This is a genomic window from Pseudomonas fluorescens, assembly GCF_902497785.1.
Lineage (GTDB): Bacteria > Pseudomonadota > Gammaproteobacteria > Pseudomonadales > Pseudomonadaceae > Aquipseudomonas > Aquipseudomonas fluorescens_BO.
In genome coordinates this window covers 1-19724 of record NZ_CABVHK010000006.1, presented here as the reverse complement: position 1 = coordinate 19724, position 19724 = coordinate 1, and the positions used below count along the sequence as shown (strand labels likewise).

General features: G+C 59.1%; 20 protein-coding genes. 15 read left to right on the top strand and 5 right to left on the bottom strand.

What is annotated here, in order from left to right:
- The first annotated feature begins 278 nt into the window (after positions 1-278).
- Together F8N62_RS10245 and sfsA are read left to right on the top strand one after the other, a co-directional pair.
- On the top strand, positions 279-1451 hold the full coding sequence (locus tag F8N62_RS10245; protein WP_150710863.1) for a pyridoxal phosphate-dependent aminotransferase: 1173 nt from the start codon (positions 279-281) through the stop codon (positions 1449-1451).
- Positions 1451-2164: a DNA/RNA nuclease SfsA gene (gene sfsA, locus F8N62_RS10240; protein ID WP_150710862.1), complete on the top strand. Its 714-nt coding sequence runs from the start codon at positions 1451-1453 to the stop codon at positions 2162-2164. The genes F8N62_RS10245 and sfsA overlap by 1 nt, the downstream gene beginning before the upstream one ends.
- Here sfsA and F8N62_RS10235 read toward each other — a convergent pair.
- Positions 2161-2478, bottom strand: coding sequence for a Rieske (2Fe-2S) protein (locus tag F8N62_RS10235; protein ID WP_150710861.1), 318 nt, complete (start codon positions 2476-2478; stop codon positions 2161-2163). The two genes, sfsA and F8N62_RS10235, sit on opposite strands and share 4 nt — an antisense overlap.
- A gap of 165 nt (positions 2479-2643) precedes the next feature.
- Between F8N62_RS10235 and F8N62_RS10230 the strand changes: the two genes are divergently transcribed.
- Genes F8N62_RS10230 through F8N62_RS10215 form a run of 4 tightly spaced genes read left to right on the top strand, consistent with a single transcriptional unit; the run spans position 2644 to position 6192 of the window.
- Positions 2644-3516: a heme/hemin ABC transporter substrate-binding protein gene (locus F8N62_RS10230; protein ID WP_150710860.1), complete on the top strand. Its 873-nt coding sequence runs from the start codon at positions 2644-2646 to the stop codon at positions 3514-3516.
- 50 nt (positions 3517-3566) lie between these two features.
- Entirely contained in the window at positions 3567-4550 is a 984-nt protein-coding gene (locus tag F8N62_RS10225; protein WP_191632373.1) for a FecCD family ABC transporter permease, read from the top strand.
- Positions 4550-5317, top strand: a complete 768-nt coding sequence (locus F8N62_RS10220) for a heme ABC transporter ATP-binding protein (protein WP_150710858.1) — start codon at positions 4550-4552, stop codon at positions 5315-5317. The genes F8N62_RS10225 and F8N62_RS10220 overlap by 1 nt, the downstream gene beginning before the upstream one ends.
- Positions 5318-5340: 23 nt before the next feature.
- Positions 5341-6192, top strand: a complete 852-nt coding sequence (locus F8N62_RS10215) for a ChaN family lipoprotein (RefSeq protein WP_150710857.1) — start codon at positions 5341-5343, stop codon at positions 6190-6192.
- Between the two features lie 237 nt (positions 6193-6429).
- On the opposite strand, the gene F8N62_RS10210 is transcribed toward F8N62_RS10215, so the two are convergent.
- The 3 genes from F8N62_RS10210 to F8N62_RS10200 all read right to left on the bottom strand — a co-directional run bounded on the left by F8N62_RS10210 (position 6430) and on the right by F8N62_RS10200 (position 8938).
- Positions 6430-6702: a TfoX/Sxy family protein gene (locus F8N62_RS10210; RefSeq protein WP_007971093.1), complete on the bottom strand. Its 273-nt coding sequence runs from the start codon at positions 6700-6702 to the stop codon at positions 6430-6432.
- 243 nt (positions 6703-6945) lie between these two features.
- Positions 6946-7290: a pentapeptide repeat-containing protein gene (locus F8N62_RS10205; RefSeq protein ID WP_150710856.1), complete on the bottom strand. Its 345-nt coding sequence runs from the start codon at positions 7288-7290 to the stop codon at positions 6946-6948.
- A gap of 91 nt (positions 7291-7381) precedes the next feature.
- On the bottom strand, positions 7382-8938 hold the full coding sequence (locus F8N62_RS10200) for an AAA family ATPase (protein WP_150710855.1): 1557 nt from the start codon (positions 8936-8938) through the stop codon (positions 7382-7384).
- A gap of 117 nt (positions 8939-9055) precedes the next feature.
- Between F8N62_RS10200 and mrcB the strand changes: the two genes are divergently transcribed.
- From mrcB to F8N62_RS10185, 3 genes are read left to right on the top strand one after another with little or no spacing between them, the layout of a single operon-like run.
- On the top strand, positions 9056-11380 hold the full coding sequence (gene mrcB, locus F8N62_RS10195; RefSeq protein ID WP_150710854.1) for a penicillin-binding protein 1B: 2325 nt from the start codon (positions 9056-9058) through the stop codon (positions 11378-11380).
- 16 nt (positions 11381-11396) lie between these two features.
- On the top strand, positions 11397-12131 hold the full coding sequence (locus tag F8N62_RS10190) for a hypothetical protein (RefSeq protein WP_150710853.1): 735 nt from the start codon (positions 11397-11399) through the stop codon (positions 12129-12131).
- Positions 12131-12466 (top strand): YqcC family protein, encoded by a 336-nt coding sequence (locus F8N62_RS10185; protein WP_150710852.1) that lies wholly within the window; start codon positions 12131-12133, stop codon positions 12464-12466. The genes F8N62_RS10190 and F8N62_RS10185 overlap by 1 nt, the downstream gene beginning before the upstream one ends.
- 123 nt (positions 12467-12589) lie before the next feature.
- On the opposite strand, the gene F8N62_RS10180 is transcribed toward F8N62_RS10185, so the two are convergent.
- Positions 12590-13012 (bottom strand): DUF4124 domain-containing protein, encoded by a 423-nt coding sequence (locus tag F8N62_RS10180; RefSeq protein WP_150710851.1) that lies wholly within the window; start codon positions 13010-13012, stop codon positions 12590-12592.
- 400 nt (positions 13013-13412) lie between these two features.
- Between F8N62_RS10180 and F8N62_RS10175 the strand changes: the two genes are divergently transcribed.
- From F8N62_RS10175 to msrQ, 6 genes are all read left to right on the top strand, one after another.
- Positions 13413-15137, top strand: coding sequence for an acetolactate synthase 3 large subunit (locus tag F8N62_RS10175; protein ID WP_150710850.1), 1725 nt, complete (start codon positions 13413-13415; stop codon positions 15135-15137).
- 2 nt (positions 15138-15139) lie between these two features.
- The gene (ilvN, locus tag F8N62_RS10170) at positions 15140-15631 is read left to right on the top strand and encodes an acetolactate synthase small subunit (protein WP_003176102.1); all 492 of its coding nucleotides are present in this window, start codon (positions 15140-15142) and stop codon (positions 15629-15631) included.
- Between the two features lie 48 nt (positions 15632-15679).
- On the top strand, positions 15680-16696 hold the full coding sequence (gene ilvC, locus F8N62_RS10165; RefSeq protein ID WP_007948647.1) for a ketol-acid reductoisomerase: 1017 nt from the start codon (positions 15680-15682) through the stop codon (positions 16694-16696).
- A 145-nt stretch (positions 16697-16841) separates the two neighbouring features.
- Positions 16842-17699, top strand: coding sequence for a CDP-diacylglycerol--serine O-phosphatidyltransferase (gene pssA, locus F8N62_RS10160; protein WP_150710849.1), 858 nt, complete (start codon positions 16842-16844; stop codon positions 17697-17699).
- A 63-nt stretch (positions 17700-17762) separates the two neighbouring features.
- Positions 17763-18776, top strand: coding sequence for a protein-methionine-sulfoxide reductase catalytic subunit MsrP (gene msrP, locus F8N62_RS10155; protein WP_150710848.1), 1014 nt, complete (start codon positions 17763-17765; stop codon positions 18774-18776).
- Positions 18776-19396, top strand: a complete 621-nt coding sequence (msrQ, locus tag F8N62_RS10150) for a protein-methionine-sulfoxide reductase heme-binding subunit MsrQ (RefSeq protein WP_150710847.1) — start codon at positions 18776-18778, stop codon at positions 19394-19396. Before msrP ends, msrQ begins: the two co-directional genes overlap by 1 nt.
- Positions 19397-19724: the final 328 nt, after the last annotated feature.

The following is a 19724-nucleotide window of genomic DNA, read 5'->3' as shown; positions in this document are numbered from 1 at the left end:
CACCTGCCGGCCCTGCGGCTGCAAGCGGGCGAACTTACCAGATCAAATCGGACCGCGCTACTCCCGGATGTCGAGGTAGTGGCCCGAGGGGCTTGCAAATGATTGCCAAGCCTTGACCGGTGGTGGTGGAGACCTGATCAATTAATGATTTTAGTCAAACCTTGCGCACTCGCATGAGTCGTTTGTGGTCAGGGTCTCAAGGCGTCTGACCGCTTTAGGTTCTCGCTCGTTCCTGCGCATGGGTAGAATTGGTTTTTTTCCCCGTTGAAGGAAGGCTAATGGCTCAGTCCTACAGTGCCCGCAGTCGCGCGATCGAACCGTTCCACGTCATGGCGCTGCTGGCGCGGGCCAATGAACTGCAAGCCGCGGGCCACGATGTGATCCACCTGGAAATCGGCGAGCCGGACTTCACCACCGCCGAGCCGATCATCAAGGCCGGCCAAGCCGCGCTGACGGCGGGGAAGACTCGATACACCGCCGCCCGCGGCATTCCCGAACTGCGTGAGGCCATTTCAAACTTCTATCAACAGCGTTACGGATTGAACATTGATCCGCGGCGCATTCTCATTACTCCCGGCGGTTCCGGGGCTCTGCTGCTGGCCAGCGCCTTGCTGGTGGATCCCGGCAAACACTGGCTGCTGGCAGACCCGGGTTACCCGTGCAATCGCCATTTCCTGCGGCTGGTGGAAGGCGCGGCGCAGTTGGTGCCCGTCGGTCCCGACGTGCGGTATCAGCTGACGCCGGAACTGGTCGCACGGCATTGGGATCACGACAGCGTCGGCGCATTGGTCGCCTCACCGGCCAACCCGACCGGCACCATCCTGACCCGCGACGAGCTGGCCGGCCTGGCTGCCGCAAACAAGGAGCGCCATGGCCATCTGGTGGTGGACGAGATCTATCACGGCCTGACTTATGGCACCGATGCCGCCAGCGTGCTGGAAGTCGACGACAGTGCGTTTGTGCTGAATAGTTTTTCAAAGTATTTCGGCATGACCGGCTGGCGGCTTGGCTGGCTGGTGGCGCCGGAAGCGGCGGTCGGTGAGCTGGAGAAACTCGCGCAGAACCTTTACATCAGCGCACCGAGCATGGCCCAACACGCCGCACTGGCCTGCTTCGAGCCGGCAACCATTGCCATTCTGGAAGAGCGTCGCGCCGAGTTCGGTCGTCGCCGTGACTTCCTGCTGCCCGCCTTGCGCGACTTGGGTTTCGGCATCGCCGTCGAGCCGGAAGGCGCGTTCTACTTGTACGCCGATATCAGCAAATTCGGCGGCGATGCCTTCGCGTTCTGCCGACACTTCCTCGAAACCGAACATGTCGCGATCACCCCGGGACTCGACTTCGGGCGCTATCAGGCCGGCCATCACGTCCGTTTTGCCTACACCCAAAGTCTTCCTCGTTTGCAGGAAGCAGTCGAACGTATCGCTCGTGGGTTGCGGAGCTGGCAAGGCTGATGCGTTTTAATCCTCCACTCGAAGAAGGCCGGCTGATTCGTCGCTACAAACGTTTTCTCGCCGATATCGAGACCGTTAGCGGCGAGTTGCTGACCATTCACTGCCCGAACACCGGCTCGATGCTCAATTGCCAGGTCGAGGGCGGACAAGTCTGGTTCAGCCGCTCCAACGACCCCAAACGCAAGCTGCCCGGCACCTGGGAAATTGGCGAAACCCCTCAGGGGCGGCTGTTCTGCGTGAACACGGGGCGAGCGAACGGGCTGATCGAAGAAGCACTGAGGGCCGGCGTCATCAGCGAACTCAATGGCTTCAGCGAATTAAAGCGCGAAGTGGCTTACGGTCAGGAAAGCAGCCGCATCGATTTTCGCCTCGATTACCCGAGCGGGCCGGCCTACGTTGAGGTCAAAAGTGTCACGCTGGGTTTCGATGGCTCAACCGTTGCGGCGTTTCCCGACGCGGTGACCCAGCGCGGCGCCAAGCATCTGCGGGAGCTGGCGCATCTGGCGCGGGACGGGATTCGTGCGGTGCAGTTGTATTGCGTGAACCTCAGCGGCATTGACGCCGTGCGTCCTGCCGAGGAAATCGATTCGGCCTACGCTGCCGCTTTGCGTGAAGCGGTGGCGTGCGGGGTGGAAGTGCTGGCCTATGGTGTGCACCTGACTCACGAGGAAATGCGCGTCGACCGCCGTTTGCAGGTGTTGCTCAACGGTTAAAGGCTGATCCAGATGCCTTGCTCGTCTTCACGACAGTCGACGCTGGTGAGGAATTGCCCTGCGCACGGGCCGGCGACGCATTCGCCGTCTTCAATCAGGAACAGTGCGCCGTGGGTGGCGCACTGGATGAGGCTGTTGCTGGGGTCGAGAAACTGGTCGGGTTTCCACTCCAGTCCGACGCCGCGGTGCGGGCAGCGGTTGATGTACACGAACACTTGACCGGCGCGGCGCACGGCAAAGAGTTTCTGGCCGTCGATCTCGAAACCGCGGCTGCTGGTATCGGCCAGCTCAACACCTGCGCAAAGAAACTTCATGTCTATCCTCAATTCCACCGGCTCGTGACCGGATATGTCCGAGCTTGACGTTCAAATGCAAACAATTATCAAATGGCCGCCTTGCCCGTCGGGTGCAGGTGCCGGACGCCGAGGATACTTGGCCTGTCATCTCGATGCCTGGGAAAAACTTTAAAGGAAGCTGTTATGCGCCTGAGTTCCCGCGTTGCTGCGCTCTGTGTCGGACTTCTCGTCAGTCACCACGCCGCGTCGGCCGAGTTGCCACAACGTTGGGTGAGTGCCGGCGGGGCCTTGTCGGAGTGGGTCAGCGCGCTGGGCGGCGAATCGAAACTGGTGGGCGTCGACACCACCAGTCAGCATCCGGACTCCCTCAAGGCATTGCCGAGCATTGGGTATCAGCGTCAGTTGTCGGCGGAAGGTATCTTGAGCCTGCGCCCGCAAATCCTCGTCGGCACCGAAGAAATGGGCCCGCCGCCGGTGCTGTCGCAGATTCGCACGGCGGGGGTGCAGGTTGAATTGTTCTCGGCCCAACCGGATGTGCCCACGTTGCAGGGTAACGTGCAGCGCTTGGGCCGGTTGCTCGGCGCCGAGGACCGGGCGGCCCAATTGCTGCAGTCTTTTGAGCAGCAACTCGAGCAGCAGAAGGTGCAGGTCACGCGAGCGCAGTTGAAAGAAAAATCGCCGGGCGTGCTGTTGTTGCTCGGTCATGCGGGTGGCAAACCGTTGATCGCCGGCAAGGACACTGCTGCCGACTGGATTATCCAGAAGGCCGGTGGGCACAATTTGGCCACCCACAGCGGCTACAAACCTTTTTCCAATGAATCGCTGGTCAGTCTGGACCCCGACGTGCTGATGTTCGCCGACCGTGCATTGGCCGGCGATGCCGCGCGTGCGGCGCTGTTCAAGGAAAACCCGATCCTGTCCTCGACCCGCGCTGCCAGGGACGGACGCGTCATGGAACTCGATCCGACACTGCTGGTAGGCGGGCTCGGGCCGCGGTTACCTCAAGCGCTGAAAAAAATCAGTGACGGCTTCTACCCCGGCAATGCCGCGCAATGAGCGTCCTGGTAAAACCCCGAACGCTGTTTATCGCTTTGAGCTTGCTGTGTGTGTTGGCAATCTGGCTGTCGTTGGCGCTGGGGCCGGTGAGCTTGCCGTTGTTCGACACCTTGCGCGCGGCGTTGCGCCTGGTCGGCCTGCCTATCGCACCTGACGGGCTGGAGCAGGCTGAACTGATCCTCGGGCAGATCCGCTTGCCGCGCACATTGCTGGGGTTGGCGGTGGGTGGGGTGTTGGCGTTGTCGGGTGTGGCGATGCAGGGATTGTTTCGCAACCCGCTGGCCGATCCCGGACTGGTTGGCGTTTCCGGTGGCGCAGCGTTAGGGGCGGCGATTGCGATTGTCGGCGGTTCGCTGTTCGGTGGGCTGCCTGAATTTCTTGGGCCCTATCTGTTGTCGCTGTGTGCCTTCCTCGGCGGGCTCGGCGTGACGGCGTTGGTGTATCGATTGGGCCGACGCAATGGCCGAACCGATGTCGCGACCATGCTGTTGGCCGGCCTCGCGTTGACGGCGCTGGCGGGCTCCGTCGTTGGCCTGTTTACCTATCTGGCGGACGACACGACCCTTCGCACGCTGACGTTCTGGAACCTTGGCAGCCTCAACGGTGCCAGCTATTCGCGACTCTGGCCGTTGCTGGTGATCACGTTCGGGGTGGCGCTGTGGCTGCCGCGCCGGGCCAAGGCGCTGAATGCTTTGTTGCTGGGCGAGTCGGAGGCCGGTCACCTGGGCATCGACGTCGAGCGGCTCAAGCGCGAGTTGGTGTTGTGTACGGCGCTGGGCGTCGGCGCAGCGGTGGCGGCAGCGGGAATGATCGGCTTTGTCGGGCTGGTGGTGCCGCATCTGGTGCGTCTGCTCGCCGGTCCCGATCATCGAGTGTTGCTGCCTGCCTCGGTGCTGGCCGGTGCCAGTCTCCTGTTGTTCGCCGATCTGGTCGCGAGACTGGCGCTGGCGCCGGCCGAGCTGCCGATCGGCATCATCACCGCGATGATCGGTGCGCCGGTCTTTCTATATTTGCTGCTGCGAGGGCGTGCCTGATGTTGCGAACGCAGAATCTGCACATCCTCCGGGGCCGAAAAATCGTCTTGACCGACATCACACTTGAGCTCCATCCGGGAGAAGTGCTCGGCGTGCTGGGCCCGAACGGTGCGGGTAAAAGCACGCTGCTGGGCGCCTTGTGTGGCGAGTTGCGCGCTGACAGTGGCAGCGTCTGGCTCGACCAGCGCGAGTTGGCTGACTGGTCCGGCGCCCAGCGAGCGCAGCGTCTGGCCGTGTTGCCGCAAGTCTCGACCCTCGACTTCGCCTTTCGCGTCGAGGAAGTTGTCGGCATGGGCCGCTTGCCGCATCAGAGTGGCCGGGTTCGCGACGATGAGATCATCGCCGCTGCCTTAAAGGCTGCCGATGCCGGGCATTTGAGCGGCCGCAGCTACCTGGCATTGTCCGGTGGCGAACGTCAGCGGGTACACCTGGCGCGAGTGCTGGCGCAACTCTGGCCGGGCGAAGCGGGGCAGACACTGTTGCTCGATGAGCCGACTTCGATGCTGGATCCGCTGCATCAACACACCACCCTGCAAGCGGTGCGCACGTTCGCCGAGCGTGGCGCGTCGGTGTTGGTGATCCTGCATGATCTGAACCTGGCGGCGCGCTATTGTGATCGCCTGTTACTGCTCGAAGGCGGGCGCCCGGTCGCGCTCGACACACCGGAGCACGTGTTGCGTCCGGAACCGCTCAAGGCCGTGTTCGGGCTGGACGTGTTGGTGCAACAGCACCCGGAGCGTGGGCATCCGCTGATCATCGCCCGCTGAACCATTAAAAGAGGGGCGTGGGCATGCGTGTGATCGTGATTCTGGCAGTGCTTATGCTGAGTGCCTGTCAGCATGTTGCAACGCCGCCACCGGTGGTTGGCGAAATTCGCGACTTGCGCAGCGGTCAGGCGCTGACGGCGCAGGAGCTGGTGGCGCGTCTTGCCAAGACTTCACGATTGATCGTCGGTGAGCAGCATGACAATCGCGATCACCATGAAGTGCAACGCTGGTTATTGCAGGCGTTGGACGAGCGGCGACCTCAAGGCAGTCTGCTGCTGGAAATGCTCACGCCGGATCAACAACGGCGCGTCGATGATGTTCGTCTCGCCTCGACGCCGCCCGCTGACTTGCCCGGCGCATTGGCCTGGCAACCTGGCTGGGACTGGAATCTGTACGGACCGATGGTCGGTTTCGCGCTGACTCAACCTTATCCTTTGCTGGCTGCCAATCTGGACACAGTCGAAGTGCACGCTGTCTACGCCAATCCTCCGGTGTTAATCGGTGCCCGTGCCAATGCCGCGCCGGTCAAGGCTGAGTTGCTGGCGCAGATCAGCGATTCCCATTGTGGCCTGCTGCCGGCCTCGCAAATGCCGGCGATGCTCGCAGTCCAGCAACAACGTGACCGGCGCATGGCCGAGCGGCTGCTGGCGGCGCCCACGCCATCACTGCTGTTTGCCGGCGCTTACCACGCGCGCAAGGATGTGGGTGTGCCGATTCATGTACTTGATCTGGGAGCGCCCGAAGCGCCCGTCGTGTTAATGCTGGCGCAGCAGGGCGGCGAGGTCACGGCAGCCATGGCCGATTACGTCTGGTACACGCCTGCCACGCCAGCGCCGGATTACTGTGCGCAGATGCGCAAGCAATTCGGGAAATAGGTCATCGGATTTTTTACAGGCAAAAAAAGACCCGGCAAGAGCCGGGTCAAATAACCGTGATTAGCCTGATGAGGAGATATCTGAGAGTCCGAACCAAGGGCTTTTCAAATATCGACCAGTCTCGCGACCAGTTGTGATAATCATAGCGATTCTCATTACCAAGTCAACCGCTGATTTTTCATTTGTTTTGGATTTTCCATTTGTATGCTGAAAAGCCCAGGAATTGTTGGTGTCCGTTCAATTCTTGTGGCGTGACGAGATAGCTTCCAGTTGTTTATTCAAGGCTTCCTTGCGCTCGGCGGGAATGTCATTCCAGTGCACATCCATCAGTGCGCCTTCGATCGCATACAACAACACCTTGGATGCCCGAAATCCGCGCGTGCGTACAGCCCGATAAGCATCCACCGCCCCCAGGCGACGCAAGTCCGAAGCGCTGTGGATGCCCACGGCATGCAGCCACTGCGCCGATGTCTTGCCAAGATTTTTCAGGTGCTGCAGTTCATCATTCATCAAGCCTCCTTGCGACGGCCGAACGGTGCGTGGGCAAGCTTCTGAGGAGTGTAGCCATCAGTAGGAAAAGCGTGATTGTTTGGTCGGTTTCGGAGCAAAAGCTTCTAAGAGGCAAGCTTTAGGAAGGGCAGAAACGTCCGTCAGTGTGACAGGGCGCGTGAGAAAGGATTCAGTGTCAGAGGCGAAAATAACCCGAAGTCCAGCGCAAGGCGGGGGCGCTGGACTTGTCTGTCAGAAGATTGGTCAGCGGGTGCGGTAACGCAGGCGCGTACCGAAGTTCATCGACATAAGGATCTCGTCGGCACTCAGCTCTGGCGGAAAGTAGGCGCCGGAGATCTGTGCGTGGGCAAGGCTTGCGCCTTCCAGGTTGGAGTTGCGGAAATCGATGCCGCGCAAGTCCGCCGAGCGGAAATAGGCATCGGTGAAGTCGACCCCGTCGGCGTTCAGTTCACGCAGGTCGAGGCCGCGGAAATCGCCACCGACCATGTCGATGGTTCCGACGCTTGGCCGTTCGTTGTTGAAACCTGTGATGTCGTCTTTGTGCAGCAGGGCATAAAGCGGGGTGTCGAGAAGTTTCGGCTGGCTCATGTCACATCACCTGTTGGTTTTATGACGCCAGTATAGTGCCACTATTTGACAGCCGTGAAGCCGGCGAAGGCTTCACGACTGAAATACTTTTTTACAGGCCTGGCAGGCGCTGGCGAATTTGTGCCACGACGGTGTCGAGCGTTCCGCTTTCATTGGTCTGAACGCGTTTGCTGCAGAGGATTTCTGCTGGCGTCAGCGCTTCACGATTGGCCTGCTGAGCTTCGATAACGGCCAGGTTGGCGTCGGACGGGTCGGTGTTGTCTGCCTGACGCAGGGCCAGCCAGCTTTCGATCACGGCTTGCGGTGCGTTGCAATCAAGGATCAGGAACGGCGCACCGGTGGCCTCGGCGATTTTCGCCGCGCCATCGCGCTGATCGCGCTTGAGGTAAGTGGCATCGACCACCACCGGGAAGCCGGCACGCAGGATGACCGCGGCAATTTCATGCAGTCGCGCGTAGGTCGCAGCGCTGGCATCGGCACTATAAATGCCGGCTTGCGGGTCGTTGGCCACGGTTTGCTCGCCGAACAGCCGTTTGCGCTCGACATCGGAACGCAAGCGAATCGCTCCCAACGCTTCTACCAGGCGCATGGCCACGCGGCTTTTGCCGACGGCGGAAACGCCGTGGGTGATCGCCATGAAACGTGAAGGAATGGTGCTGTAGCTTTCCGCCAGGTTGGCGTAGTTGCGGTACTGGCGCAGGGTCGTGGCGCGCTGCACCGGGTCGGCCTCGGCCGGCATGCTGAACAGGCTGACCTTGGCACGAACCAGTGCGCGGTAGGCTTTATAGAAGTTGAGCAGTTCCAGGCCCTGGTAATCGCCGGTCAGCTCCAGGTATTGACTGATGAAGCGACGGGCCAGACTTTTCAGGCCACGGTCTTCGAGGTCCATCGCCAGGAAACCGGTGTCGGCGTAGACGTCGGTGAAGCGGAACGGTTCGTTGAACTCGATGCAATCGAAAATCACCACCTTGCCGTCGATGACGGTGGCGTTGCCCAGGTGGATGTCACCGTGGCATTCACGCGTAAAGCCCTCGGCCTTGCGCTGGGCAAGCAGTGGCTTGAGGCGTTCGAAGCTGCTTTCGGCCCAGGCCTGCAGCGCATCGAGTTGCAGCAGGTCAGCCTTGTCACTGAGGAACGGGCGAATCTGTTCGAAGTTCTGGCGTACGGGCGCCATGACGCTGTCGGGAGTGCCGGCTTCATGTTCCGCAGGCACTTTGGGCGCAGTGAGGTGGAATTGAGCAATCTGCGCCGCCATCTCGTCGATGTGCGCGGTGGTCAATTCGCCGTTGGCCTGTAGCGTGCTAAGCAACTGGCTCTGTGGAAATTGACGCATTTTCAGCGCGTAGTCGACGACCGGGCCGTCACCCGCCAATTGTGGTGCCTCCACGCTGCCGGTGATCGGCAACACTTCCAGATATAAATCATTGGTCAGACGCTGGTTCAGGCGCAGTTCTTCACCGCAGAAATGCTCGCGGGCGTCGAGACTGGTGAAGTCGAGGAAGCCGAAATTGACCGGTTTCTTCACTTTATAAGCAAAGGGGCCTGTGAGAATGACCCAGGAGATATGGGTTTCGATGACCTGAAACCCGTCTACCGGATGCGGGTAAAGGGCCGGGTTTTGCAGGGCGGCGATCAGGGACTGGCTCACAGGTGTTCCTTCAGAGTCTGGGAAAATTCACGGTCGCCATTATGGCCGCAAGTCCGCCCGACGCAAACCTCGGAGGGCGTCTGTTGAGTATGAATAAAGTGCGTATAATCCGGCGCCATGACTCGTACTCGATCCCCCCGCACCCCCAAAAAACCACCTTCCCGGGGCCTCAATCCCTGGCTGGGCTGGGCCCTTAAACTCAGTCTGGTCGGCCTTGTGGTGCTCGCCGGATTCGCGGTTTACCTCGACGCTATCGTCCAGGAGAAGTTCTCCGGCAAGCGCTGGACCATACCGGCCAAGGTGTACGCGCGCCCGCTGGAGCTGTTCACCGGCCAGAAACTGAGCAAAGAAGATTTTCTCACCGAGCTCGACGCCTTGGGCTATCGCCGCGAAAGCGTGAGTAACGGGCCCGGCGCTGCGGCGGTCAGCGGCAATACGGTCGACTTGAATACCCGTGGCTTCCAGTTTTATGAAGGTTTGGAGAAAGCCCAGCCCGTGCGCGTGCGGTTCTCCGGTGACTACGTGGCCGAGCTTTCGGCGACCAACGGTTCGAAGCTGTCCGTGGTGCGTCTGGAACCGTTGATGATCGGCGGAATTTACCCGAAAAATCTTGAAGACCGCATTCTGATCAAACTTGATCAGGTCCCGCCGTATCTGCTGGAAACCCTGGTCGCCGTGGAAGACCGGGATTTTTACAGCCACTGGGGCGTGTCACCCAAGTCGATTGCCCGCGCAGTCTGGGTCAATACCTCTGGCGGCAAAATGACCCAGGGCGGCAGTACGCTGACGCAACAGTTGGTCAAGAATTTTTACCTGACCAGCGAACGCAGCCTGACGCGCAAACTCACCGAAGCCATGATGGCGATGTTGCTCGAGTTGCATTACGACAAACGCGAAATTCTAGAGGCGTACCTCAACGAAGTGTTCGTCGGCCAGGACGGCCAGCGCGCGGTGCACGGTTTTGGTCTGGCCAGTCAGTTCTTCTTCGGTCAGCCGTTGTCGGAACTGAAACTGCACCAGGTCGCCATGCTGGTGGGGATGGTCAAGGGGCCGTCCTATTACAACCCGCGTCGCAACCCGGAACGGGCGCTCGAGCGACGTAATCTGGTGCTCGACGTCCTTGAACAGCAAGGTGTCGCCACCGCTGAGCAGGTCGCGGCGGCGAAGAAAATGCCACTGGGCGTGACCACGCGCGGCAAGTTGGCCGACAGCTCGTTCCCCGGTTTTATCGACCTGGTTAAACGTCAGCTGCGCGAAGACTATCGCGACGAAGACTTGACCGAAGAAGGTCTGCGGATCTTCACCAGTTTCGATCCGATCTTGCAGATGAAAGCCGAAGCCTCGGTCAATGACACCTTCAAGCGTCTGTCCGGGCGCAAGGGTTCCGATGACGTTGAAGCGGCGATGGTCGTGACCAACCCGGAAACCGGTGAAGTGCAGGCCATGATCGGCAGTCGTCAGGCCAGCTTCGCTGGCTTCAACCGGGCACTGGATGCGGTGCGACCCATCGGTTCGCTGATCAAGCCGGCGGTTTATCTGACAGCCCTCGAGAAGCCGACGCAGTATTCGTTGACCAGTTGGCTGTCGGACGAATCCTTTTCGGTCAAGGGCGCGGACGGTCAGGTCTGGAAACCACAAAATTATGATCGCCGTTCCCACGGCACGGTTTTCCTCTATCAAGGCCTGGCGCATTCCTACAACCTGTCGACAGCGCGTCTCGGGTTGGCGGTGGGCGTGCCGAATGTCCTGAAAACCGTGGCCCGGCTGGGAGTCACTCGCGAGTTTCCGGCATTCCCGTCGATGTTGCTCGGCGCTGGCGGCATGACTCCGATCGAAGTGGCGACCATGTACCAGACCCTCGCCAATGGTGGCTTCAACACGCCAATGCGCGGGATTCGCAGTGTACTGACGGCTGAAGGTGAACCGCTCAAGCGTTATCCGTTCCAGATTCAGCAGCGTTTCGATCCGGCGTCTATTTACCTGATTCAGAGTGCGATGCAGCGGGTCATGCGCGAAGGCACCGGCAGTTCGGTTTACAACGTGCTGCCGAAAACCCTGACGCTCGCCGGCAAGACCGGTACCAGTAACGATTCGCGAGACAGCTGGTTTGCCGGTTTCAGTCAGGATCTGCTGGCAGTGGTCTGGCTGGGGCGCGACGATAACGGCAAGACGCCGTTCACCGGGGCTACCGGCGCGTTGCAGGTCTGGACCAGTTTCATGCGCAAGGCCGACCCGTTGCCGCTGGACATGCCGCAGCCGGACAACATTGTTCAGGCCTGGGTCGATTCGCGCACCGGGCAAGGCTCTGATGCCAACTGCCCAGGCGCCGTGCAGATGCCGTATATTCGCGGCAGCGAACCACCTCCCGGTGCCGCTTGCGGTGGCGACAGCCCTGTTTCCGGCGAAACGGTGATGGATTGGGTCAAAGGCTGGATGAATTAAGCGAAGAGGGTTTCAAGTGAACAAGTGGTTGATTCCAGCGGTTGCCGCCGTGGCTTTGCTCAGCGGTTGCTCCAGCGTACAGCGCGGTTCGATTCCGGTTGTGGATTCCGGCAGCGCCGTGTCCAACAGTGAGCGGGTGTCGGCGAATGGCGGTTACCGTCAAACGACGGTGCAGCGTCCTGTGCAGTCCCAGACTCAAGCGATTCCGCAAGGTGACACCGGGGTCGTGGTGATGGTGCCGGGTGGTGGCGCTGTAGCATCGGCACCGATTAGCACTTCGCCGATTACGCCTGGCCCGATTACTCCGGGTCCGATCGACACCTCGCCGGTTCAGTCGGCGCCGGTCAATCAGGGCAGTTACAGCATGCCGTCGACGCCGAGCGGGATTCCTTCGTCGAGCTCCGGTGGTCTGTCTGCCGACGAGCAACTGGACGGTCCGGTGTTGGCGTTGCTGACCACCGCTCAACAGCAACAGGCTGGCGGTGACCTCAACGGTGCTTCTTCCAGTCTCGAGCGCGCGCAGCGTGTCGCACCGCGTGAGCCACAAGTGCTTTATCGCCTCGCTCAGGTGCGCATGGCCCAAGGCGATGCGGCGCAAGCCGAGCAGTTCGCCCGCCGTGGCCTGACGTTCGCTAATGGACGTCCGGCGCTTCAGGCCAGCCTGTGGGAATTGATCGCTCAGGCACGTGAGAAACAAGGTGATTCCGCGGGTGCTGCACTGGCCCGGCAGAAGGCCAAGGTTACTTCGTGATGGACGCACGCTTTCCAAAGATCGCCGAGCAGTTGCTGTTGATCGAGCGTGAGCTGCGGGTTCAAGGGTGGTGGGACGATGTTTCGCCCTCGGTTGAAGCGCTGTCCAGTGTCGAGCCGTTTTCGGTCGATACGCTGGATTTCGAACAATGGCTGCAATGGATCTTCCTGCCGCGCATGAAAACGATTCTGGAGCAGGATCTGCCGCTGCCCAATGCCTCGGGGATTCAGGAGATGGCCGAAATGGTCTTCGCCGCGCGCAATGTCCAGGGCAAGGATCGGCAGTTGCAGGTATTGCTCAAAGAGTTCGACCTGCTGATCACCGCTGCCCGCTGACACTCGATCCCGGCACCCGAAGGAGCTGGTAGGAGCTGTCGAGAGAAACGAGGCTGCGATCTTTTGATCTTTATTGTTGAAAGCCAAATCAAAAGATCGCAGCCTCGTTTCTCTCGACAGCTCCTACATGCAATTTTCGGCGATCTGTCGCTGCGCTTCGGCAGTGCGCTCCTGACGTTGCTCGTCGGTCAGGCGACGCATCTCGCCGCCCACATCCTCCCGTAAACGCGGATTGTTCTGCAATTGAGCCAGGTTCGTTCGGGCCTGTTCGCAGAACACTTTGAGCTGGGCTTGCTGCTCGGCGATCTGCTTTTTTACCGACTTATCGATTGCCTGTTGATCACCAATAGCGTTGCTGCGCGGCGGCACTGGTGGTTTTTCCGCAGAGGGGGAGGGCGTGACCACGGTCGTGGCTTCCTGCCCTTGTGGCGGTTGTGCATCGAAGTGGGTAACGCCCTGGGCATCGACCCACTTGTAGATCTGAGCGGCCATGCACACAGGGCTGATGCCGATCAGCAGGCTGGCGGTCAGGAAAAACGTTCGCATGCCATTTCCTTGTATTGGGTTGCGCAATTGAAGCTAACACAGTTGCTGTTTAGCGGTTTTTTCTTGCTTTCTCATGTGCTTACTTCAATAAAGCACATTGACGACTTGACTTGCAGGGGACGAAACAGAAGAATCCAAAGTCCGCTGTAGAGGGACTGCCAGAAGCAGACCCACTCGGTAGATCATGAGGCGCACATCCGCGCCGACCTGTTACACCCGCAACGCGTTACCTCGCGCTGGGTGGGAAAGGCCCGCAACACTTGGGACGATCCCAATACTTGCTCAGTCAGTGCTGACGTAGTCGGCGACCACCGTCGCTCATGCTCTGCCGAGAAGTAAACCTATTAAGACCCGTCCTCTTGTATGTGGGCGGTATTCTGGCGTTTTAGAGGTGAACAACGTGGAGCTTTTATCTGGCGGTGAGATGCTCGTCCGCTTTTTGCGTGACGAAGGCGTCAAGTACATTTACGGGTACCCGGGTGGTGCTCTTCTTCATGTCTACGATGCCCTGTTCAAAGAACCGGAAGTGACCCACATCCTGGTTCGTCACGAGCAGGCTGCGACCCATATGGCTGACGGCTACGCCCGTGCCACCGGTAAAGCCGGCGTGGTGCTGGTGACGTCCGGTCCGGGCGCAACAAACGCCATCACCGGTATTGCCACGGCCTACATGGACTCCATTCCGATGGTGGTCATTTCCGGCCAGGTGCCTAGCACCATGGTAGGCACCGATGCGTTCCAGGAGACCGACATGATCGGTATCTCCCGGCCGATCGTTAAGCACAGCTTCATGATCAAGCACGCCTCGGAAATCCCGGAAGTCATGAAGAAAGCGTTCTACCTGGCGCAATCCGGTCGTCCTGGTCCGGTCGTTGTCGATATCCCGAAAGACATGACCAACCCGGCCGAAAAATTCGAATATATCTTCCCGAAAAAAGCCAAGCTGCGTTCCTACAGCCCGGCGGTCCGCGGTCACTCCGGGCAGATCCGCAAGGCAGCCGAAATGCTCCTGGCGGCCAAGCGTCCTGTGATGTATGCAGGTGGCGGTGTGATCCTCGGTGGTGGCTCCGCGCCGCTGACCGAGTTGGCGAAGATGCTCAACCTGCCAGTGACCAATACCCTGATGGGGCTCGGTGCCTACCCTGGCACCGACCGTCAGTTCATCGGCATGCTCGGCATGCATGGCAGCTACACCGCCAACCTGGCGATGCACCATGCCGACGTGATCCTCGCCGTCGGCGCGCGCTTCGACGATCGCGTGATCAACGGCCCGGCGAAGTTCTGCCCGAATGCCAAGATCATCCACATCGACATCGACCCGGCTTCGATTTCCAAGACCATCAAGGCCGACGTACCCATCGTCGGTCCGGTCGAGAGCGTCCTGACCGAAATGGTCGCGATCCTCAAGGAAATTGGCGAGACCCCGAACAAGGAGTCCGTTGCCAGTTGGTGGAAGCAGGTTGATGAGTGGCGCGGTGATCGTGGCTTGTTCCCTTACGACAAGGGCGATGGCAGCGTCATCAAGCCGCAGACCGTGATCGAAACCCTGTGCGAAGTGACCAAGGGCGATGCCTTTGTCGCCTCCGACGTGGGTCAGCATCAAATGTTCGCGGCGCAGTACTACACGTTCAACAAGCCTAATCGCTGGATCAACTCCGGTGGCCTGGGCACCATGGGCTTCGGTTTCCCGGCGGCCATGGGCATCAAGTTGAGCTTTCCGGATGCTGATGTCGTCTGCGTGACGGGCGAAGGCAGTATCCAGATGAACATCCAGGAACTGTCGACCTGCCTGCAATATGGTTTGCCGGTAAAAATCGTCATCCTGAACAACGGTGTTCTGGGTATGGTTCGTCAGTGGCAAGACATGAGCTACGGCAGCCGTCACTCGCATTCCTACATGGAGTCGTTGCCTGACTTCGTCAAGCTGGCAGAGGCCTACGGTCATGTTGGCGTGCGCATCACCGACTCGAAAGACTTGAAGTCGAAGATGGCAGAAGCGTTCGCCATGAAAGACCGTCTGGTGATAATCGATGTTTCGGTTGATACCAGCGAGCACGTCTACCCGATGCAAATCAAAGACGGCTCCATGCGCGATATGTGGTTGAGCAAGACGGAGCGTACTTAATCATGCGACACATTATTTCCTTGCTTCTGGAAAACGAACCGGGCGCTCTGTCTCGTGTAGTCGGCCTGTTCTCGCAGCGCAACTACAACATCGAAAGCCTGACCGTGGCGCCAACCGAAGACCCGACTCTGTCGCGTCTGACGCTGACCACGGTCGGCCATGATGAAGTGATCGAGCAGATCACCAAGAACCTGAACAAGCTGATCGAAGTGGTCAAACTGGTCGACCTGTCGGAAAGTGCTCACATCGAGCGCGAACTGATGCTGGTCAAGGTCAAGGCCACCGGCGCCCAGCGCGCCGAGATCAAGCGCACTACCGATATTTACCGTGGGCAGATCGTCGATGTCAGCGCTAGCGTGTATACCGTTCAACTGACCGGTACCAGCGACAAGCTCGACAGCTTCATTCAGTCCATCGGCACCGCCTCGATTCTGGAAACCGTCCGTAGTGGCGTAACCGGTATCGCCCGCGGCGACAAAGTACTCAGCATCTAAACCAAATTAGCGAATGGCCTGAACGGCCTGGATATATAGGGGAATTTCATGAAAGTTTATTACGAAAAAGACTGCGACCTGTCGATCATCCAGGGCAAGAAAGTTGCCATCATCGGTTACGGTTCCCAAGGCCACGCTCAAGCGTGCAACCTGAAAGACTCCGGCGTTGACGTCACTGTTGGTCTGCGTAAAGGTTCGGCCACTGTTGCCAAGGCCGAAGCCCACGGCCTGAAAGTGACCGACGTTGCTTCTGCTGTTGCTGCTGCCGACCTGGTCATGATCCTGACCCCGGACGAGTTCCAGTCTGCCCTGTACAAAAACGAAATCGAGCCGAACATCAAGAAAGGCGCCACCCTGGCCTTCTCCCATGGCTTCGCGATCCACTACAACCAGGTTGTTCCGCGTGCTGACCTCGACGTGATCATGATCGCGCCGAAAGCACCGGGTCACACCGTGCGTTCCGAGTTCGTCAAGGGCGGCGGTATCCCTGACCTGATCGCTATCTATCAGGATGCGTCGGGCAATGCCAAAAACGTTGCTCTGTCCTACGCCGCAGGCGTTGGCGGTGGTCGTACCGGTATCATCGAAACCACCTTCAAGGACGAGACCGAAACCGACCTGTTCGGCGAGCAAGCCGTTCTGTGCGGCGGTACCGTTGAACTGGTCAAGGCCGGTTTCGAAACGCTGGTTGAAGCCGGCTACGCCCCGGAAATGGCCTACTTCGAATGCCTGCACGAACTGAAGTTGATCGTTGACCTCATGTACGAAGGCGGTATCGCCAACATGAACTACTCGATCTCCAACAACGCTGAGTACGGCGAGTACGTGACCGGTCCGGAAGTGATCAACGCCGAATCCCGTCAGGCCATGCGCAACGCCCTGAAACGTATTCAGGACGGCGAATACGCCAAGATGTTCATCAGCGAAGGCGCAACCGGCTATCCTTCGATGACCGCCAAGCGTCGTAACAACGCCGCTCACGGTATCGAAATCATCGGCGAGCAACTGCGCTCCATGATGCCGTGGATCGGTGCCAACAAGATCGTCGACAAAGCCAAAAACTAAGTCGCGCACTTGTACGGAAAACGCGGCCTAGGCCGCGTTTTTTCGTTTGGGGTGCCGGTTCTGGTATAAAGCTCCATCGTTTGCGGCCGAACCCTCGTCCCAGACACCTGTCGAAAACTTTCCACCCCGTTGCAAGGTAATGTCCATGAGCGAACGTCCCGAAGAGCCAAACCAGGCTTCTGACGCCGAAAGCCTGCTGCCCATCGATGAACACGTCGAAGAAGGGCATGACGCTGAAGGTCGCAAAGTCCGGCATCGTGGTATCTATCTTCTGCCGAATCTTTTCACCACTGCGAACCTGTTCGCAGGGTTTTACTCGATTATCAACTCGATGAGTGCGCAGGCAGCCCTGAGCGCTGGAGATTCGGTGAATGCGAGCAAGTACTTCGCGTTCGCCGCGATCGCGATCTTCGTCGCGATGGTGCTCGATGGCCTTGATGGTCGCGTTGCCCGCATGACCAATACCCAGAGCGCCTTTGGTGCCGAATATGACTCGCTGTCCGATATGGTCGCCTTTGGTGTTGCACCGGCCTTGCTGGCTTTCGGCTGGGCCCTGGGAGATATGGGCAAGGTGGGCTGGATGGTCGCCTTCATCTATGTCGCGGGTGCGGCGCTGCGTCTGGCGCGTTTCAACACTCAGGTTGGCACTGCTGACAAACGCTACTTCATCGGTCTGGCCAGTCCGGCGGCTGCGGGCGTAGTTGCCGGCATTGTCTGGGCCTTCAGCGATTACGGGATTCAGGGGTCCAGGATGTCTTTCCTGGTGGCGCTGATGGTCGCAGCTGCCGGCATGCTGATGGTCAGCAACATCAAGTACAACAGCTTCAAGGAACTGGACTTGAAAGGGCGCGTACCTTTTGTGGCGATCCTTGCTGTCGTACTGGTGTTCGCCGTTGTGTTCAGTGATCCACCGCGCATCCTGCTGCTGGTTTTCCTCGCTTATGCCGCGTCTGGGCCGGTTCAATATCTGTTACGTCTTCGTCGGCACAAAAACGCCGAGTGATGTAATTTCCCTCATACTCCGCAGTCTATTGGTGCATCTGTCCTCCAATGCTGCGGAGTCGTCATGCTGATCAAAGTCCCCAGAGCGTCTGACTGCCATGAGTCGGACGTCACGCCTGAATCCCTCTACTTATCTCGTCGTAGTGTGCTGGGTGCCACTGTTGCCGGTTTGGCCGTGGGCAGCTTGCCGCGTTGGGCCATTGCTGAAGATGCCGCCCGCTATGCAGATGTCGAGGCGGGCAAAGTCCCCACCTGGTTTGCCGAAAAGCTGCCTTCTACTAAATGGGGCGCGATCAACGTCAAGGATGAGGCGATCACACCGTTCAAGGACGCGACCCACTACAACAACTTCTATGAGTTCGGCGCCGATAAAGGTGACCCGGCTGCTAACTCGGGCGCGCTGAAAACCGAACCTTGGAGCGTGGTAGTTGACGGGGAGGTGGGCAAACCGGGGCGATATGCGCTGGAAGACTTCATGAAGCCTTATCAGCTGGAAGAGCGCATTTATCGTCTGCGCTGCGTGGAGGCCTGGTCGATGGTCATTCCATGGATCGGATTTCCCATCTCGGCCTTGCTCAAAGAAGTTGAGCCGACCTCCAACGCCAAATTCATTCGCTTCGAGACCCTGCAGGATCCCAAGACCATGCCGGGGCAGCGCTCCGGTTTTGCCTTGATCGATTGGCCTTATATAGAAGGGCTGCGTCTGGATGAGGCGATGAACCCGTTGGCCATTCTTGCGGTGGGTATGTATGGGCGTGAGTTGCCTAACCAGAACGGCGCACCCCTGCGTCTGGTGGTGCCTTGGAAGTACGGGTTCAAGAGCATCAAATCCATCGTGCGGATCAGCTTGGTCAGCGAACAGCCGAAAACCACCTGGCAGAGCATTGCCGCGGAAGAGTACGGTTTTTACGCAAACGTGAACCCGACGGTCGATCACCCGCGCTGGACGCAGGCTCGCGAGCGGCGTTTACCGAGTGGCCTGTTCAAGCCGAATGTGCGCGACACACAAATGTTCAACGGTTACTCGGATGAAGTTGCTTCTCTCTATACAGGGCTCGATTTGCGGAAGAACTACTGATGCGGTATCCGGTCTGGCGTATTGGTGTCTTCATCGCTGCTGCTGTGTGGCCGCTGCTGTGGCTGTATCAGGCCTGGGCGGATGTGCTTGGGCCGGATCCAGGCAAGGTGCTGGTAGATCGGTTGGGTCTGGGGACGCTCGTGCTACTGCTAATTACGCTGAGCATGACACCGTTGCAGAAACTCACCGGTTGGGCGGGCTGGATTGCAGTCCGGCGGCAACTGGGGCTGTGGTGTTTTGCGTATGTGGTTTTGCATCTGAGTAGTTACTTGGCGTTCATTCTTGGATTTGACTGGTCGCAGCTGGGTGTCGAGTTGCGCAAGCGGCCTTACATTATTGTGGGTGCTCTGGGATTCCTCTGTTTATTGGCGCTGGCGGTCACCTCGAATCGCTACAGTCAGCGACGTCTTGGGTCTCGCTGGAAGAAGTTGCACCGGCTGGCCTATGTCGTACTCGGACTTGGGTTGCTGCATATGTTGTGGATCGTGCGTGCTGATCTGAAAGAGTGGGCGGTCTATGCCTCTATAGGGCTGTTGCTGTTAGTGCTGCGCTTGCCGCCTGTCACCCGCCGAATTCCACGTTTAACAGCTAAAAAGTCATCTCCTGCAAGAAAAGCGTAATTAGGGGTTGACGGCAGATTCTGGAAGTCTATAATTCGCCCCACTTCCGGCGCAGTCGAAACGGAAAACTCCTTGGTAAACAAAGAGTTACGCGGTTTTCGACAGCGAGTTGCTTCAGATCATCGAAGCCCAGAAGGAGTTGATCAGGCAGTGTGTGTTCGCCTTATTAACGATTCGATCTTCTCGGTCGAAAGCGGAGAAAAAGAGGTGTTGACAGCAGCGAGTAACGCTGTAGAATTCGCCTCCCGCTAACGAGAGATCGGAAGCGCAAGTGGTTGAAGTTGCAAAGGAAACTTTGAAAACTTCTTAAAATAACCGCTTGACAGAT

Coding starts and splice junctions, on each gene's coding strand:
- F8N62_RS10245 (WP_150710863.1), top strand. CDS start 279: ATGGCTCAGTCCTACAGTGCCCGCAGTCGCGCGATCGAACCGTTCCAC.
- sfsA (WP_150710862.1), top strand. CDS start 1,451: ATGCGTTTTAATCCTCCACTCGAAGAAGGCCGGCTGATTCGTCGCTAC.
- F8N62_RS10235 (WP_150710861.1), bottom strand. CDS start 2,478: ATGAAGTTTCTTTGCGCAGGTGTTGAGCTGGCCGATACCAGCAGCCGC.
- F8N62_RS10230 (WP_150710860.1), top strand. CDS start 2,644: ATGCGCCTGAGTTCCCGCGTTGCTGCGCTCTGTGTCGGACTTCTCGTC.
- F8N62_RS10220 (WP_150710858.1), top strand. CDS start 4,550: ATGTTGCGAACGCAGAATCTGCACATCCTCCGGGGCCGAAAAATCGTC.
- F8N62_RS10215 (WP_150710857.1), top strand. CDS start 5,341: ATGCGTGTGATCGTGATTCTGGCAGTGCTTATGCTGAGTGCCTGTCAG.
- F8N62_RS10210 (WP_007971093.1), bottom strand. CDS start 6,702: ATGAATGATGAACTGCAGCACCTGAAAAATCTTGGCAAGACATCGGCG.
- F8N62_RS10205 (WP_150710856.1), bottom strand. CDS start 7,290: ATGAGCCAGCCGAAACTTCTCGACACCCCGCTTTATGCCCTGCTGCAC.
- mrcB (WP_150710854.1), top strand. CDS start 9,056: ATGACTCGTACTCGATCCCCCCGCACCCCCAAAAAACCACCTTCCCGG.
- F8N62_RS10185 (WP_150710852.1), top strand. CDS start 12,131: ATGGACGCACGCTTTCCAAAGATCGCCGAGCAGTTGCTGTTGATCGAG.
- F8N62_RS10180 (WP_150710851.1), bottom strand. CDS start 13,012: ATGCGAACGTTTTTCCTGACCGCCAGCCTGCTGATCGGCATCAGCCCT.
- ilvN (WP_003176102.1), top strand. CDS start 15,140: ATGCGACACATTATTTCCTTGCTTCTGGAAAACGAACCGGGCGCTCTG.
- ilvC (WP_007948647.1), top strand. CDS start 15,680: ATGAAAGTTTATTACGAAAAAGACTGCGACCTGTCGATCATCCAGGGC.
- pssA (WP_150710849.1), top strand. CDS start 16,842: ATGAGCGAACGTCCCGAAGAGCCAAACCAGGCTTCTGACGCCGAAAGC.
- msrP (WP_150710848.1), top strand. CDS start 17,763: ATGCTGATCAAAGTCCCCAGAGCGTCTGACTGCCATGAGTCGGACGTC.
- msrQ (WP_150710847.1), top strand. CDS start 18,776: ATGCGGTATCCGGTCTGGCGTATTGGTGTCTTCATCGCTGCTGCTGTG.